At 56.4% G+C, this 14,977-nt stretch carries 17 protein-coding genes; 7 read left to right on the forward strand and 10 right to left on the reverse strand.

Annotated elements, in window-relative coordinates; all coding sequences use genetic code 11:
* Positions 1–14 precede the first annotated feature (14 nt).
* Positions 15–1,274, reverse strand: a complete 1,260-nt coding sequence (locus QZ862_RS14065; RefSeq protein WP_296100617.1) for a glycerate kinase — start codon at positions 1,272–1,274, stop codon at positions 15–17.
* Between the two features lie 188 nt (positions 1,275–1,462).
* On the opposite strand from QZ862_RS14065, the gene QZ862_RS14070 reads away from it, so the two are divergent.
* The gene (locus tag QZ862_RS14070) at positions 1,463–1,696 is read left to right on the forward strand and encodes a hypothetical protein (RefSeq protein ID WP_296018947.1); all 234 of its coding nucleotides are present in this window, start codon (positions 1,463–1,465) and stop codon (positions 1,694–1,696) included.
* A 66-nt stretch (positions 1,697–1,762) separates the two neighbouring features.
* The gene (locus QZ862_RS14075) at positions 1,763–3,322 is read left to right on the forward strand and encodes a phospholipase D family protein (RefSeq protein WP_296100618.1); all 1,560 of its coding nucleotides are present in this window, start codon (positions 1,763–1,765) and stop codon (positions 3,320–3,322) included.
* Between the two features lie 81 nt (positions 3,323–3,403).
* Here the strand turns inward: QZ862_RS14075 and QZ862_RS14080 are convergent, their stop codons facing one another.
* The 5 genes from QZ862_RS14080 to QZ862_RS14100 all read right to left on the reverse strand — a co-directional run bounded on the left by QZ862_RS14080 (position 3,404) and on the right by QZ862_RS14100 (position 8,833).
* Positions 3,404–4,240, reverse strand: coding sequence for a response regulator (locus QZ862_RS14080; RefSeq protein WP_296018944.1), 837 nt, complete (start codon positions 4,238–4,240; stop codon positions 3,404–3,406).
* 147 nt (positions 4,241–4,387) lie between these two features.
* Entirely contained in the window at positions 4,388–4,765 is a 378-nt protein-coding gene (locus QZ862_RS14085; protein ID WP_296018942.1) for a response regulator, read from the reverse strand.
* A 3-nt stretch (positions 4,766–4,768) separates the two neighbouring features.
* Positions 4,769–6,787 (reverse strand): GAF domain-containing protein, encoded by a 2,019-nt coding sequence (locus QZ862_RS14090; protein WP_296100620.1) that lies wholly within the window; start codon positions 6,785–6,787, stop codon positions 4,769–4,771.
* 146 nt (positions 6,788–6,933) lie between these two features.
* A complete protein-coding gene (locus QZ862_RS14095; RefSeq protein ID WP_296100622.1) occupies positions 6,934–7,638 on the reverse strand; it encodes an SDR family oxidoreductase in 705 nt (234 codons plus the stop codon).
* 25 nt (positions 7,639–7,663) lie between these two features.
* Positions 7,664–8,833 (reverse strand): aminotransferase class I/II-fold pyridoxal phosphate-dependent enzyme, encoded by a 1,170-nt coding sequence (locus QZ862_RS14100; RefSeq protein WP_296100623.1) that lies wholly within the window; start codon positions 8,831–8,833, stop codon positions 7,664–7,666.
* A 157-nt stretch (positions 8,834–8,990) separates the two neighbouring features.
* On the opposite strand from QZ862_RS14100, the gene QZ862_RS14105 reads away from it, so the two are divergent.
* The 5 genes from QZ862_RS14105 to aat all read left to right on the forward strand — a co-directional run bounded on the left by QZ862_RS14105 (position 8,991) and on the right by aat (position 12,821).
* Positions 8,991–9,758 (forward strand): DsbA family protein, encoded by a 768-nt coding sequence (locus QZ862_RS14105; RefSeq protein WP_296100626.1) that lies wholly within the window; start codon positions 8,991–8,993, stop codon positions 9,756–9,758.
* Between the two features lie 146 nt (positions 9,759–9,904).
* Positions 9,905–10,342 carry a type II 3-dehydroquinate dehydratase gene (gene aroQ, locus QZ862_RS14110; RefSeq protein WP_296037971.1) on the forward strand — a complete coding sequence of 146 codons (438 nt, stop codon included), beginning with the start codon at positions 9,905–9,907 and terminating at the stop codon, positions 10,340–10,342.
* A gap of 27 nt (positions 10,343–10,369) precedes the next feature.
* A complete protein-coding gene (accB, locus tag QZ862_RS14115) occupies positions 10,370–10,852 on the forward strand; it encodes an acetyl-CoA carboxylase biotin carboxyl carrier protein (protein WP_296100628.1) in 483 nt (160 codons plus the stop codon).
* Positions 10,853–10,862: 10 nt separating this feature from the next.
* Positions 10,863–12,206, forward strand: a complete 1,344-nt coding sequence (accC, locus tag QZ862_RS14120) for an acetyl-CoA carboxylase biotin carboxylase subunit (RefSeq protein WP_296018928.1) — start codon at positions 10,863–10,865, stop codon at positions 12,204–12,206.
* A gap of 3 nt (positions 12,207–12,209) precedes the next feature.
* Positions 12,210–12,821: a leucyl/phenylalanyl-tRNA--protein transferase gene (gene aat / locus QZ862_RS14125; RefSeq protein WP_296100630.1), complete on the forward strand. Its 612-nt coding sequence runs from the start codon at positions 12,210–12,212 to the stop codon at positions 12,819–12,821.
* Positions 12,822–12,858: 37 nt separating this feature from the next.
* Here the strand turns inward: aat and QZ862_RS14130 are convergent, their stop codons facing one another.
* From QZ862_RS14130 to QZ862_RS14145, 4 genes are all read right to left on the reverse strand, one after another.
* The gene (locus QZ862_RS14130) at positions 12,859–13,296 is read right to left on the reverse strand and encodes a DUF2155 domain-containing protein (RefSeq protein WP_296084314.1); all 438 of its coding nucleotides are present in this window, start codon (positions 13,294–13,296) and stop codon (positions 12,859–12,861) included.
* A gap of 140 nt (positions 13,297–13,436) precedes the next feature.
* Complete coding sequence (locus QZ862_RS14135) at positions 13,437–13,835, reverse strand: NADH:ubiquinone oxidoreductase subunit NDUFA12 (RefSeq protein ID WP_296020873.1); 399 nt, start codon at positions 13,833–13,835, stop codon at positions 13,437–13,439.
* 105 nt (positions 13,836–13,940) lie between these two features.
* A complete protein-coding gene (locus tag QZ862_RS14140) occupies positions 13,941–14,402 on the reverse strand; it encodes a GNAT family N-acetyltransferase (RefSeq protein ID WP_296100631.1) in 462 nt (153 codons plus the stop codon).
* 6 nt (positions 14,403–14,408) lie between these two features.
* Positions 14,409–14,906 carry a GNAT family N-acetyltransferase gene (locus QZ862_RS14145; protein ID WP_296100673.1) on the reverse strand — a complete coding sequence of 166 codons (498 nt, stop codon included), beginning with the start codon at positions 14,904–14,906 and terminating at the stop codon, positions 14,409–14,411.
* Positions 14,907–14,977 lie beyond the last annotated feature (71 nt).

A 14,977-nucleotide genomic window follows, 5' to 3' on the forward strand; every position in this document is an offset into this window, starting at 1 on the left:
CTTGCAACGCCGGCCTATTCCAGCAGGAAGGCCCGAAAATCATTGACGTTGGTGCCGGTCGGGCCGGGTGTAAAAAGATCGCCAGCCAGATGAAAAGCCCACCACGCATCGTGACCGGCAAGAAGCGAGCGAGCGTCCCCGCCAGATGCGCGAATACGGGCAACAGTCTTCCCATCACAGAAAGCACCCGCATTGTTCTCCGATCCATCAATTCCATCCGTATCCGCTGCCAGCGCCGTTATACCGTCAGTTCCCTGCAAGTCGAGCGCGGCAGATAGCAGCAACTCGGAATTACGCCCGCCTTTGCCGTAGCTTCCAGAGCCAATCGTCACCGTCGTTTCCCCTCCCGAGAGAAGGACCATAGGCCTTTGTCTGGCAACACGGCTTGAAAATTCCCGCGCCAATGCGGCATGCATCCTTCCGATATCCTTGGCTTCGCCTTCGATGCAGTCCGACAGTATGAGGGGGTCAATTCCCCGCTCCCTGGCGCGCTGTGCAGCCGCTTCCAGTGACACGCGGGCAGACGCGATGACATGAACTTCATCTGAGGAAAATGACGGATCGGACGGCATCGGAGCCGCCTCGCGGGTGATGGAGTCGATGACGCGTTGCGGCAGCGTAATGCGATAATCGCGGATCGCCCGTAATGCCTCCTCCGACCGGCTTTCATCTGGCACGGTTGGGCCGGAAGCGACAAAGGCAGGATGATCCCCCGGCACGTCGGACACGATCAGACTGACGACGCGGGCCGGATGGGCAAGAGCCGCCAAACGCCCGCCCTTGATCCGGGAAAAGTGTTTTCGCACCACATTCATCGCAGAGATCGGCGCACCAGATGCAAGGAGTGCTTCATTCAGCGCTATCTCGTCGGCCAGCGAAAAACCGTGCGGTGGGGAAGGCAACAGTGCCGAGCCGCCACCGGAAATGAGCGCGATCACCAGATCATCCTCATTCAGCCCCTCCACGGCGCTGATCAATGCCTGTGAGGCGGCCAATCCCGCCGGATCCGGAACGGGATGCGCAGACTGCAACACCTTGATGGACTGGCATTGGGCTATGGGCCCGTGGCGGGCCACCACGACTCCTTCGAGCGGATGATGCCAAGCCCTTTCGAAGGCTGCCGCCATCTGGCTCGCAGCCTTACCAGCCCCTATGACGACAGTGCGACCTTTCGGCCTTCGCGGAAGATGTGCGCGGATTGCCTCGTAAGGGTCTGCTGCGCGAACAGCTGCAAAAAACAGATCTTCTAAAAATGCACGCGACGTGGCAGTCATCACTTACTCCGGTGGAGCGAAAGGCTCCATTACCGCCGACAATGTCTTCTATGGGCTACGGCGACAAGGCCATGTGCGACAAAAGCAGTCCCTACTCGGGCATCTTTGAAGCCTGATGAAACTTCAAGCGAGGTTGAAGCGTTCGGTAAATTAGAGCTTGCATTTTGAGAGGCGCGGAGAGTTGAACGATGACCAATACCGAAAATCTTGGCCCAGAGTATCATCACCACAGCAAAAAGAACCTTCTTCGCAGAAGGCCTTTCGTATGGTCGCGCCGCAAGTCCAAGCCGTGGGGGCTGACGATCGCTGTCATCGGAACGCTGATCGTGGCCGCAAGCGCCATTGCCATCACCTATCTAGTGACCTCGCATCCGGGTATGCCGGAGCCAAATCCTGGAATTGAAACGCAGACCACGCGGTAAAAAGCGGGCTAGGACGGCAAACGCACGATACGCACGAGCGAAACTATGTTGGGGGCATGAGGCGAAGTGATCGGTACCATTCTGATAGCAATCGTCCTCATTGTCTGCGGTGTTTTCGCGCTTGCCATTCTTTCCCGTCGCCAGGAACGCGCAATAACGAAGATCGCTTCTACGGCGCTTCCTAAAGGCATAGATAGCACAGCGCTCGACCGGCACTGGTCTGATATCGGCAAAGATCACCACAGTAATTATACGGCTCTTGCGCTGGTCCAGTCGAACATGGATGCCTTCGCACTCAGAGTTTCTTCGGCTCGCGCTGCTGGCCGCAGCCTCGACCTCATGTATTACATGTGGAACGCCGATCTGACCGGGCAATTGATGATGCGTGAGGTCTTAGCCGCCGCAGATCGTGGCGTGAGGGTTCGTCTGTTGCTGGACGACCTCGGCGTGACTATGTCGGACAGAATCTTTCACGCTATCGATAGCCATCCCCAGATCGAATTGCGTCTTTTTAATCCCACCAAGGCGCGGGAAAACATCTTTCGGCGCGGCATCGAACTCGTCTTGCGGTTTCGCAGCGTCAACAGGCGGATGCACAACAAGGCCTGGATCGCAGATGGTCGGGCGTTGATCATTGGTGGACGCAATATCGGGGATGCCTATTTCGACGCAGCAGAGGCAGCGAACTTCCGCGACTTCGATGTACTTGCACATGGCAAATCGGTCAGCGATGCCGAAGACATATTCGACGACTATTGGAACAGTGCGGTTGCTATCCCCGTTCGCTCGCTCCTTGCACGACGGCCGAGCAAGCTGGCGCGGCTTCGTCGGAAGCTAGATCGTCTGGCTACAAGCGAGGCTGCGCGACCGTATCTTCAGAAAGTGGAAAGTCTGCATCATCACGGTGGGTTTCTTATGTCCGACCGACTTGAGTGGGTGGCGTCCGCGAGCGTGCTCGCCGACCCTCCTGAAAAGGCGGCGGGCAAGCGTCGTAGCGGCCATAACTACCTGATGGAAAATCTTTTGCCCATCATGGAAGGCGCTAAGGTGAGACTGAAGATCACGTCTCCCTATTTCATCCCGGGACAAAAGGGTGTCGAAACGCTATCGCGGCTTTCTGCGGATGGCGTCAGCGTATCGGTCCTCACCAATTCGCTGGCAGCGACCGATGTGGCTGCCGTTCATGCCGGCTATGCGCGGTACCGACGCCCTCTTCTGCTGAATGGAATCAAGATCCACGAGTTACGCGCAATGGCCGATCAGCACAACGCACTGTCCTTACGTGGCTCCGGGCAGGCAAGTCTCCATACCAAAGCGTTTACCTGCGACGGTGAAACGGGCTTTGTCGGTTCGCTGAACTTCGACCCGCGTTCAATGTCTCTCAACACTGAGATGGGGGTGCTGTTCACGTCCGAAACGCTTGCCGTACAGATGGACGAGATCTTCACCCAGGAAACCAGCCGCGAGATGAGTTTTGAATTGGCATTGAGTCCGAAGAAGCGGTTGATCTGGAATGGATTGGTAAAAGGAAGACCTCGCTTTTACGGCAAGGAACCCTATGCAAGCCTGTCCCGCCGCTGCATTTCGTTGATCTTGGGCATTTTGCCGCTGGAGTCCCAGCTATAGACAAACCGCCTGCGGAGCGCAGGCGGTTTGACGTTGCCTCCGTATGAAAACAGCACGCTCAGACAGAGTGTTATCGGTGTGTCAGGCCGCCGCTTTCGAACTGGCGCCGCGCGCGCTCTTGATCTGGACCAGCGTGTCGAGGTTCTGGTTCACGCGGCAATAAAACTCCTCTTCGATGAAGGGGCGCAGCATGAAGTCGTTTCCGCCAGCCTTCAGGAAGCGTGCCGACAGCAACCGGTTATTGGACGATGACACGCCGATGATACGCAGCTCATGGGAACCGCGCATTGTGCGAATGCGCCGAGTAAGCTCAAAACCGTCAATATCGGGCATGTTGTAGTCAGTCACGACCAGACCGATGTCGGGATTGTTGCGAAGGATTTCCAGGGCCTTCGCCCCACTATCGGCAAGGCTTACACGGAAATTATAGCGCTTCAAACGACTGGAGAGCAGCGCTCGAGCGGTTGGGCTATCGTCCACGATCAGAACATGATGGCGGTGATTGGTGAGGAAACGGCAAACCGATTCCGTCAACATATCGACTGCGAAGACATTGTCCTTGAGAATATAGTCAACCACCTCCTTGGTGATCAGTTTCTCTCGCGTGTCTTCATGGAAGGTGCTGGTGAAGACGATCGTAGGAATGGAAAGATCGATGAGATATTCAAGCGCTTCGCCGTTCTCTGCACCGGGCAGATTGATGTTCGAGATCGCGAGCGTAACCTTTTCAGTCGAATGCTCATAGCATTCCTGAAGCTCTTCGAAATTGCGGCAGACTTCCACGGTAAGGCCAAGCAATTCCATCAGACGGGCACCGATCATCTGGGTGAAGACATTGGAGTCCTCCGCGAGCAATATTCTCGTATCGTGGAATGGAACGCCGGAATATTGCATGCCCGTAATGCCAAGAAAATTCATGTAGTCCCCCAGAGCCAAATCATGGAAAGACAATAGAAAATTTTATTTTCTGAAAAATTAATAAGAATGAGCCACAATTATCTTGGTTTATGAAAGATGAATTGAAATCAAGTCGCCCACAGAATTCGATCTAACGCCGACACATTTCTATGCTGCGAACTTCCTCAGCACTTCAGTAACAATCTGTGTATCGTAAGGCTTCGGAAAGAAAACGCTCCGCGGCGGCAACGCGTCGTTCTCGAGGCGGTGATGGCCGGACGTCAGTAGAATTCCGAGTTGCCTGTCAGTCTGACAGGCTATTCGCGCGAGTTGAACGCCATCCATGCTGCCCGGCATGTCGACATCGGTGAACAGAACCCCGACGTCTGGCCGGGCACGTAGGATCGTCAGCGCTTCATCGGCGCCGCCAGCCTCTATTGCACTGAACCCCGCATCTTCGACCATATCCACTGCCATCATGCGCAGAAGCGGATCGTCTTCCACGACGAGGACGACCTGTTTGGCGACCAGTTGTTCTTGAGCCATGGTTCACGATACCTGTTGCAATTGAACCAGAGACGCAGTCATTTCGACCTCCAGTCCTTGATCTAAGTAACGCGTCGATACACCGCCGGTTCCTAAAAGCCCCATGGAAATAAGGCGTGATCCGAAGCCCTTCGATTGTGGCTGCAGGACAGCCGGTCCGCCAGTTTCCCTCCATATCAAGCGGAAAACGGCATCTTCCCTGTCTCCTTGCACCTCCCAAGACACCAGTACACGGCCCTGGACAGACGAGAGACTGCCGTACTTTACCGCGTTGGTGGTCAGTTCATGCAGCAGGAGCGACAGCGACAGGGCACCCTTGGGATTGACGGAAATATCCTCTCCTTCAATATCGACCTGCTCCTTCATACCCAGTGTATCGACAACACGCATGAGCGCCGTGCGCACATCGGCGCTCGCCCAATTGTTGCCGAGGAGAATGTCGTGAGCTGAACTGAGGGCCTGAAGCCGTTGTTCAAAATTCAAAACGGCTCCTCTCTCTTGGACAGGCCTTAGTGTCTGCTTCGCAAGCGCCTGCACCATGGCAAAAGCGTTTTTCAATCGGTGGCCAATCTCACGGTTGAGCAGATTTTGCTCCGCCTCCGCACGGAGGCGACCAATCGCGCTTTGAATGCGATCACCAAAACTCCTGACAAATGCGAGATCATCCTCCATCCATTCGAACAGATCGCTATGGTGAACGAAGACGACGAGCGCAAATTTGCCCTGATCGAAGATTGGAACGTTAACGAGCTGACGAATGCCAAGCGAAATCAAGGCATCTGCCTTGTCTGTCGTTCTCGGATCCGTCATCACATCCGAAATTACGACGCTCATACCTGCCTTCAGGTCATCGATATAGGAGCCGTAGTCGCGAAAATAATGTTTTCCTGCGACCGATGAGACGCCAGGGGCGCGCCATTCGGGTTGTAATATCACCGTTTCCTGTGCGGGATCGACAACGCCAAAACCCGCCCGCGTAGCGTCAAGCGCCCGCGCCATGAGCTCGGCAGCCGTAAAAGCGATATCTTCGACATTGGTAAGGTCACGCAGTCGATCGCCGAGTTCCAACAGTACCTTTATGCGCTCGGTGGCGCGCTTTTGAACGGTGATATCCTGAACAGTGCCGAGAAGCTTGACAGGATTGCCCTCTCCATCTCGCTCAAAGGTTGCCTTGCGAGAAATCCACCTTATACCGCGCGTCGGCGTTACGATGCGATATTGCACCGCCATGACCGCCGTTCCATTCTTGCGGGTGCTCTCGGACGATTCCTGTCCACGATCATCGGGGTGAAGCATCCGCTCGAAATCGCGTGCGTGGTATTGCCCTGTCTGCGGCACGTCGAAGATCCTGCAGAACTCAGCCGACACCTTGATCTTGCCCGTTGTGATATCGAGTTCGAAGGTACCGATATGGCCAGCCTCCTGCGCCGTCAGTGCGGTGCGAACGCCGTCGCGCATCATATCATTGATCTGCTTCTGTCGCTCGATCACCTCACGCTGCCGGTTCACGGTCCGCCGCAGTTCAAGATGCGCACAGACTTGGCCGGCGAGCGCTTTCAACACGGAGCGCTGCTCTTGGGTGAGCCCCTCTGGCCGCGGAACGTGGTCGATGACGCACACTGCGCCAACGGCAACGCCGTCAGACAGAGTGAGGCGTGCGCCCGCATAGAAGCGGATGAACGGCTCCTGGGTGACGAGCGCGTTCCTCGCCGTGCGTGGATCTTTCGTCAGGTCCGTAATAACAAGAAGATCGTCGCAGCCGAGCGAATAGCGGCAGACAGACTGATCAATGGGCGTTTCGCAGGGCTGAAAACCAACACGCGCCTTGAACCATTGGCGCTCTTCCTGAACGAAGCTTATGAGGGCGACCGGTGCTTTGCAAACTGTGCTTGCCACATGGACGATATCATCGAAGACCGGCTCAGGGCCGGTGTCGATGATCTGCAGTTCTTCCAGAGCCTCCAGCCGCTCCATGTCCGACGCCGAGAAGACGAACACGTCAGACTCGGGATCGCTCGTCATGTGAACCAAGTCCATTCCCCAAGGTGTCGAAGGGTTGACCCCTCGGTGTCCTGCGCCATCGAGATGGGCACCAACATAAAAAAAGGCACTCCCCCGCCCTCATGCAACGCTCGAGAGATGGATCGGTTCCAAGCGATCAAGAAAACTTATACGGAGCGGGTCAGACCGCCATCCACCTTAAGGTTCTGCCCGGTAATGTAGCCGGCGCCTTCAGATGCGAGGAAGGCCACGGTCGCAGCGATCTCCTCGCTTTTGCCGTAACGCTGCATCGGAACCAGCTCTCGGCGTTGTTCGGTCGCTGGAAGGCTGTCGATCCAACCCGGCAGAACATTGTTCATGCGGACATTGTCGGCTGCATATTTATCGGCAAAGATTTTTGTATACGCCGCCAGACCGGCGCGAAAGACGGCAGATGTCGGAAACATATCGCTTGGCTCGAAAGCCCAGGCCGTTGAGATATTGACGATGGCGCCACTCTTTTGCGCGGCCATGATAGGGGCGATGATGCGCGTGGGACGAATGACGTTCATGAGATAGACGTCGAGCCCGGTATGCCACTGCTCATCCGTGATATCGAGAATGGGTGCGCGCGGACCGTGTCCGGCACTGTTGACCAGAACATCAATGCGGCCAAAGCTTTCCAGGGTGAGATCAACCAGCTTCTGGATATCGTCATTCGACTGGTTGGAGCCTGTGATACCGACACCGCCAAGTTCACTCGCCAAGGCCTCGCCCTTACCCGAGGAGGAAAGGATCGCGACCCTATAACCATCTTCGGCAAAGCGCCTGGCAACGGCGGCACCCATGCCGCTTCCACCCGCCGTCACTACCGCTACCTTGCTCATCGTCATAGCCTCTCTCCCCGGCGATTTAATCTCAGTCCTGTTTCAGCCACCCTGCAATGCGTCCGACGGCCTCGGCAATATCGGAAACCGAGCCAGCATAAGAAAAGCGCATGGCACGATGTCCTTCAAGTGGGTCGAAGTCCAGGCCCGGTGTGGCCGCGACGTCGATTTCCGACAGCATGCGTCTGGCAAACTCCATACTGTCGTTGGAGTAGCGGCTGGTATCGACATAGGCGTAGAACGCGCCGTCCATGGGAGATGCCAACGGGAGGCCAAGCTCCGGCAGACGGCTCATCAGAAAGTCGCGATTGGTGCGGTAGCTTTCCTTGTAGATGTCGAGCTCTTCCTCCGCAGTAAACGCGGCCATCGCTGCGAGTTGCGACAGTTCAGGCGCTGAAATATACATGCTTTGCGCAAGACATTCGACCGGACGGATCAGTCTCTCCGGCAGCACCATCCAACCGATGCGCCATCCGGTCATGCAGTAATATTTCGAGAAAGAGTTGATGACGATGGCGTTGTCGGTCACTTCAACGGCACTCGACTCGTCGCCGACGAAAGTCAGTCCGTGATAGATCTCGTCCGAGATGAAGGCGATGTTGCGCCCGTCGCAATAGCTTGCAAGGCGCTTCAGCGCATCTCTGCTTGTCACGGTTCCGGTCGGATTGGCGGGGCTTGCAAGGAGCACGCCCTTGAGCTTGCAGCCTGCCTTGGCCTCAGCCCGTTCCAGGCTTGCTGGCGTTAACGTGTAACCCGTTTCCGCCGTGACCGGCACTTCAACCACGGTGAGACCAAGGGCTTTTAAGATGTTGCGATAAGCAGGATAGCCAGGCCTGGCAATCGCCACTGCGTCCCCTGCATCAAACAGCGCAAGAAAAGCAAGATTGAACGCCGCGGACGATCCGGTCGTTACGGCGATACGGGCGGGATCGACAATGACCTGATGGCGCAAGCGGTAATGCGAGGAGATCGCCTCACGCAATTCCCGCAATCCAAGAGCATCGGTGTAACCGATCCTGCCATGTTTGAGAGCAGCCTCGGCAGCCTCCAACGAAGCCTTCGGCGCAGGATGGGAAGGTTGCCCAACTGCCATGGAAATGACGGGACGCCCCGCCTGTCTGCGCCGATTGGCCTCCGCTAGAATATCCATGGCGTGAAAGGGCTCGACGGCGCTTCGCTTGGACAGTGTGATCAAAGGCATGGTCTTTCTATATGCTATGACGGAGATTTGCCGCATTGTTGCGCTCTTCACAATGACGCGAGAGCAACGCACGCAATTTATTTCCGGTATGGCAATTGAATTAAATTAGGGTAATTGCCTGCAACATGAATCATCACAAAACCAAATGAGGACCGAAATGGCACTTTCCATCCGATCAGCCGCATTCGCCTGTGTCACGGCCCTCTCCACGTTCGGCGCGAGCCTTCCAGCTCATGCGCTGGATGCCGACCAGAAAAAAGAAATCGGTGCCTTCATCAAGGAATATCTGATCGAAAATCCAGAAGTCATGCTGGAGGTTCAGGATGCGCTGGAGAAGAAACAATATGCGGCACGCAATGCAAAAGCGGCGGAGGCCGTGACCGACAACACCAAAGCCATCTTCGATTCGAAATACGATCTCGCGATCGGAAATCCCAACGGCGACGTGACCCTGGTCGAATTCTTCGATTACAATTGCGGTTACTGCAAACGCGCCATGGCGGATATGGACAAGATCCTCAAAGAGGACAAAAACGTTCGTGTCGTGTTGAAGGAGTTCCCGATCCTTGGACCGGAGTCGGTTGAGGCACACAAGGTGTCCAACGCGGTTAAACTCCTCGCACCGAAGAAGTATCCGGAATTCCAACGCACGCTTCTCGGCGGCCGCAGTCGCGCCAATGAAGCGAAAGCGATCGAAGTGGCGACCTCGCTTGGCCTCAAAGAAGCCGATATCCGCAAATCCATGGCGGAGAATCCGAATGATGCACAGGTCCAGGAAGCCTATACGCTTGCCACGAATCTCGGCATTTCCGGCACGCCTTCCTATGTCATCGGCAACGAGGCCGTGTTTGGTGCAGTCGGCGCCGAACCTTTGAAGGAAAAGATTGCCAATATGCGCAATTGCGGCAAGGCAAGCTGCTCCTAAGTTGGAAGATATCACAGTCACGACGCCCAAAAAGCTGCTGAATAACTGCGGCTTAACCCACTCCATGCGCTCTTTCGAAGCTCCGGGGGCTTTTCCTCGTCAGTCGCGCAGTCTATAGGTGTCGCTGATTTTTGACGGAACAGCGAATGAGCAACACGATCTTCGTCCTGAACGGCCCCAATCTCAATATGTTGGGAAAGCGGGAGCCGGGCATCTACGGCGGCAAGACGCTGAAGGATATCGAGAACGACTGCATGGCGGCAGGTGAAGGGCTTGGCTTTAGCGTCGAGTGCCATCAGTCCAATCATGAAGGCGTTCTCGTGGACCTATTGCACGAGGCGGGCGAACGCGCTGCAGGTGTCGTCATCAATCCGGGTGCGTATGGCCATACATCCATCGCTCTGCATGATGCCATTCGCGCCATTTCCGTTCCCGTTGTGGAAGTTCACATTTCCAACATCCACGCCCGCGAAGAATTCCGCCACAAATCGATGATAGCGCCCGCTGCAAAAGGCATGGTCTGCGGCTTCGGGCCATATGGCTACATCATGGCGCTCAACGCCTTGAAGAACATCACGGCATAAAAAGAAACAATCAGAATAGGGTTTGTCATGTCTGAAAAGAAAAACGGTATCGACAAGGAACTGATCCGCGACCTCGCGAACATTCTCAACGACACCGATCTTTCCGAGATCGAAGTCGAGCAGGACGACCTGCGTATCCGCGTTTCGCGCTCCGCACCGCCTGCAACCGTTTATGCCGCGGCTCCCCAGTATGCCCCTGCACCTGCCGCAGCGCCTGCGGCACCCGCAGCAGCGCCTGCCGCGTCCGCCGCACCGGCTGCTCCGGCACGCAACCCGGCAAACACCGTCACCTCCCCGATGGTCGGCACGGTCTATCTGTCTCCAGCACCTGGTGCCCGCGCCTTCGTCGAAGTCGGCGCAACCGTCAAGGAAGGCCAGACCATTCTCATCGTCGAAGCCATGAAGACCATGAACCAGATCCCGGCCCCCAAGTCCGGAAAGGTGACGGAAATCATCGTCAATGACGCGCAGCCCGTGGAGTATGGTGAAGCCCTCGTGGTCATCGAATAAGGCGGCTCCCATGGTATCCAAGATCCTCATTGCCAATCGCGGCGAAATCGCCCTTCGCGTGCTTCGCGCCGCCAAGGAACTCGGTATTCCGACGGTTGCCGTTCACTCCACGGCTGACGCGGATGCCATGCATGTGCGCCTCGCCGACGAGAGCGTGTGCATCGGCCCACCGCCGTCGCGTGACAGCTACCTCAACATTCATCAGATTGTTGCAGCCTGCGAAATCACCGGCGCGGACGCGGTTCATCCCGGCTACGGCTTTCTTTCGGAAAATGCCAAGTTTGCCGATATTCTCGACGCCCACGGCATCACCTTCATCGGACCGACTGCCGATCATATCCGCATCATGGGTGACAAGATCACCGCCAAGCAGACGGCGCAGGAACTCGGCATTCCTGTCGTTCCCGGTTCCGATGGCGAAGTAAAGCCTGAAAACGCGATGGAAATCGCGCGTTCAATCGGCTTTCCTGTCCTGATCAAAGCCACGGCAGGTGGTGGCGGCCGCGGTATGAAAGTTGCCAAGACCGAAGCCGATCTGGACGAAGCCGTTTCCACAGCCCGTTCCGAAGCACTTGCCGCTTTCGGTAACGACGCCGTCTATATGGAAAAATACCTCGGAAAACCGCGCCATATCGAGGTTCAGGTTTTCGGTGATGGCGAAGGCAATGCCGTCCATCTTGGCGAGCGCGATTGCTCGCTGCAGCGTCGCCACCAGAAGGTTCTTGAAGAAGCCAACTCCCCTGCTCTCACCGTTGAGCAACGTATGGAGATCGGCGAAATTTGTGCAAGCGCCATGCGCAAGCTCAAATATCGTGGTGCCGGCACCATCGAGTTCCTCTATGAAAACGGAGAGTTCTATTTCATCGAAATGAACACCCGTCTTCAGGTGGAGCATCCGGTCACGGAAGCGATCACAGGAATGGACCTCGTGCAGGAACAGATCAGAGTCGCCTCCGGCCGAGGTCTTTCGGTTACGCAGGCCGATATCGAATTCCATGGTCACGCCATCGAATGCCGCATCAATGCCGAAGATCCACGGACTTTCGTGCCTTCGCCCGGGACGCTCACTTACTTCCACACACCCGGCGGTCTGGGGGTGCGCGTGGATTCGGGTGCCTATCAAGGCTACAAGATCCCGCCTTACTACGACAGCATGATCGGCAAGCTGATCGTCCATGGTCGCGACCGTGACGAATGCATTCGCCGCCTGCGCCGTGCGCTCGACGAATTCGTCGTCGATGGCATCAAGACGACGCTTCCGCTGTTCCAGGACCTGCTTCAGAACGAAGATATCCTGAACGGTAATTATGACATCCACTGGCTGGAAAAATATCTGGCCGGCGACGCGCACTAAGGAATGGGTCGGCGCAGCAGAGATCGCGATATCACCGTCGATATGCTGCTGCGCGCCTATTCCATCGGCCTGTTCCCGATGGCCGAAGCGGCTGACGACCCGGAGTTGTTCTGGGTCGAGCCGGACCTCAGGGGCATCATCCCGCTCGATAATTTTCACATCTCCAAAAGTCTTGCCAAAGCCATTCGGAAAAGGCCGTTCGACATTCGCTTCGATACGGCCTTCGGTGCCGTGATGGCCGGATGCGCGGAAGAAGTACCGGATCGACCCAATACCTGGATCAATGAGACGATCCGAAAGCTCTATATTGAACTGCACGAGATTGGACACGCGCACAGTGTGGAAGCCTGGGATGGCGACACGCTGGTCGGTGGTCTTTATGGCGTGTCGCTCGGCGCTGCCTTCTTCGGCGAGAGCATGTTCTCCCGTCGCACCAACGCTTCAAAAATCTGCCTGGTTCATCTGGTGGAGCGATTGCACAACAGTGGCTTCATCCTGCTCGACACGCAGTTCACAACGGACCACCTCAAAACCTTCGGCGCGATCGACGTTCCAAAGGATGAATACTCAAAGATGCTGGACCGGGCAGTGAACCAGCCGGATTTGACATTTTAGGTTTTTGCGGATGAGTGACTTCTGACAAGTTCGTCGATTACTTGCTCGCTGTCGATGGCGGCGGAACGTCCGAATCCTGTTTGCAACCGGTGAGCCAGACATCGTAGATCGGGTGTTCGACAGCGTTCAGGCCTGGGCTATCCGCAAACATCCAGCCGGTGAAGATGCGGCGGATTTTTCTGTCGAGGGTGATTTCATCCACTTCGACGAAAGAATCGATTTTCTGCGCTTCGGTATCATCGCGGGAGTAGCAGACCTTCGGCGTGACCTGCAGTGCGCCGAACTGAACCGTTTCGTCGATGTAGACGTCGAAAGAGGTAATGCGACCGGTGATCTTGTCGATGCCGGAAAAGACCGCAACCTTGTTTTCGAGGCGGGCGGCAGACACCGGTGACACGAGACCCACTGCCGGAAGAAGCGCCAGAAGCGAAACCGCCAGTGCACGCAAAGATAGATCCCGCGTGAATGTTCTCATATCAAACCGTCTCCAGAAAAGTGCCCGCTCATCAAAGCGCCCATCACGCCTAAAGATCGAATGTGGCAAAAGCGGGTGGCGGCCATGATGAATGCCCGCCCCGTTTGCTCCTACATGCAAGGAGCACGAAGCGAAGTGAATCAGCCGCCAGGCGTCCAGGCATCATAGTCGCCGGTGACGCGGGGGCGCTCACCAGGAACGGCCAGCGAGCCTTGAGGACGGTACGCCTGGGCAGAACCCGTCAGGTTCGGCTGATGCTGCTTCTGCCAGTCGCGTGCGACATAGCTTTCCTTGCTCGGCGGCGTGTCGGTGCGATAATGCATCCAGCCGTGCCAGCCGGGCGGAATTGCAGACGCTTCAGCGTAACCGTTGTAAATCACCCAACGACGCGGCATGCCCCAGGAGGTGGTGCCACCTTCGTAGTAGGTGTTGCCAAACTCATCCTGCCCCACCTTCTTTCCGAAGCGCCATGTATGGAAGCGCGTTCCGATCGTCTGGCCGTTCCACCAGGTGAAGATTTGCAGCAGAAGAGTCTTCATTATCCGTTCCTCGGGCTTTTCACATGCGTCGCTTTCGCACTCGCACGGCCACAAGCTTATGACGTTCTCACCAACGATTGTCCAGCTTTTCCAACGTGCCGGCGATTATTTAAGCTTCAGCCGGAAGCCGAAATGGCGCTTCTCGAAACCAAGCCTCTCGTAGAAGCGATGAGCATCGGTGCGCGCCATGTTGGAGGTGAGCTGGACCCCAGCGAGGCCAAGCTTTTCAGCCTCAGCGATGCAGTACCGGATCATCGTCGCACCGATACCTCTGCCTCGCATATCCTCCCTGGTCTGCACACCTTCGACGACCATCCATACGGCGCCGCGCCCGGCAAGCTTGGTGAGAACCACGGTCTGGAACGTACCGATCACTCGGTCTTCAAACTCAGCGACGTACAACTTCTCAAGCGGTGACATGGCGATCGCCCTGAAAGCCCTGAGATAATCGGGCATGGCCACGTCATCGGTCGTATCACCGTGCCCACCCACATCGTCAGCGGCGAACATCGCAGCAATTGCTGCAACGTCCTCTTCGCGCGCTTCACGAATGATCAGACCGTCCATTGTGTTTTACCGCCTCAGGCTCTTCTCCATTACAATTCCGGGCATCCCCTCTACGCCAGCCATGCGCTCGATTCGATCTACCTCGGAAAAGCCTACGCCTTCATAGAAGGCAATTGCGACAGTATTTTTAGGTTCGACCTCAAGGCGCATGATTTCCGCGTCGGGAAAACAGGTTTCCAGTTCGGCGAAGAGATCCCGACCCACCCCCTGACGCTGGAACTGCGGATCGACATAAAGCTGATAGAGCAACGCGGTTTTAGCCATGCTGGTGGACATGACGGCATAGGCCATGCCGCCTATACGCTTTCCATCGTCTGCCACCAAAAACTCGCCGCCCTTTTTCTCCACGCGCTCTTTCAAGGCCGCTGGCGTGTGCCACAGAGCAATCATGTCGTTGACCTTGTCCGTGCCGTAGATTGGATCGTAGGTCGCGTGCCAGGTCTTCATCAGCAAAGACCGGACTGGCTCGATATCGCGCTCGCTTGCGGTGCGAATGAAGAACACCATTGTGACTCCCATCAAAAAAGAAAAGCCGGGAGCGATCCCGGCGTTGCTCATGTTATCTCGACGTCAAC

It is taken from the genome of uncultured Agrobacterium sp. (assembly GCA_913777615.1).
In the GTDB taxonomy this organism is placed as follows: domain Bacteria; phylum Pseudomonadota; class Alphaproteobacteria; order Rhizobiales; family Rhizobiaceae; genus Agrobacterium.

Excerpts from the sequence above, each read along its gene's own strand:
- QZ862_RS14065 (WP_296100617.1), bottom strand. The coding sequence starts at position 1,274 with ATGACTGCCACGTCGCGTGCATTTTTAGAAGATCTGTTTTTTGCAGCT.
- QZ862_RS14070 (WP_296018947.1), top strand. The coding sequence starts at position 1,463 with ATGACCAATACCGAAAATCTTGGCCCAGAGTATCATCACCACAGCAAA.
- QZ862_RS14080 (WP_296018944.1), bottom strand. The coding sequence starts at position 4,240 with ATGAATTTTCTTGGCATTACGGGCATGCAATATTCCGGCGTTCCATTC.
- QZ862_RS14085 (WP_296018942.1), bottom strand. The coding sequence starts at position 4,765 with ATGGCTCAAGAACAACTGGTCGCCAAACAGGTCGTCCTCGTCGTGGAA.
- QZ862_RS14090 (WP_296100620.1), bottom strand. The coding sequence starts at position 6,787 with ATGACGAGCGATCCCGAGTCTGACGTGTTCGTCTTCTCGGCGTCGGAC.
- QZ862_RS14095 (WP_296100622.1), bottom strand. The coding sequence starts at position 7,638 with ATGACGATGAGCAAGGTAGCGGTAGTGACGGCGGGTGGAAGCGGCATG.
- QZ862_RS14100 (WP_296100623.1), bottom strand. The coding sequence starts at position 8,833 with ATGCCTTTGATCACACTGTCCAAGCGAAGCGCCGTCGAGCCCTTTCAC.
- QZ862_RS14105 (WP_296100626.1), top strand. The coding sequence starts at position 8,991 with ATGGCACTTTCCATCCGATCAGCCGCATTCGCCTGTGTCACGGCCCTC.
- aroQ (WP_296037971.1), top strand. The coding sequence starts at position 9,905 with ATGAGCAACACGATCTTCGTCCTGAACGGCCCCAATCTCAATATGTTG.
- accB (WP_296100628.1), top strand. The coding sequence starts at position 10,370 with ATGTCTGAAAAGAAAAACGGTATCGACAAGGAACTGATCCGCGACCTC.
- accC (WP_296018928.1), top strand. The coding sequence starts at position 10,863 with ATGGTATCCAAGATCCTCATTGCCAATCGCGGCGAAATCGCCCTTCGC.
- aat (WP_296100630.1), top strand. The coding sequence starts at position 12,210 with ATGGGTCGGCGCAGCAGAGATCGCGATATCACCGTCGATATGCTGCTG.
- QZ862_RS14130 (WP_296084314.1), bottom strand. The coding sequence starts at position 13,296 with ATGAGAACATTCACGCGGGATCTATCTTTGCGTGCACTGGCGGTTTCG.
- QZ862_RS14135 (WP_296020873.1), bottom strand. The coding sequence starts at position 13,835 with ATGAAGACTCTTCTGCTGCAAATCTTCACCTGGTGGAACGGCCAGACG.
- QZ862_RS14140 (WP_296100631.1), bottom strand. The coding sequence starts at position 14,402 with ATGGACGGTCTGATCATTCGTGAAGCGCGCGAAGAGGACGTTGCAGCA.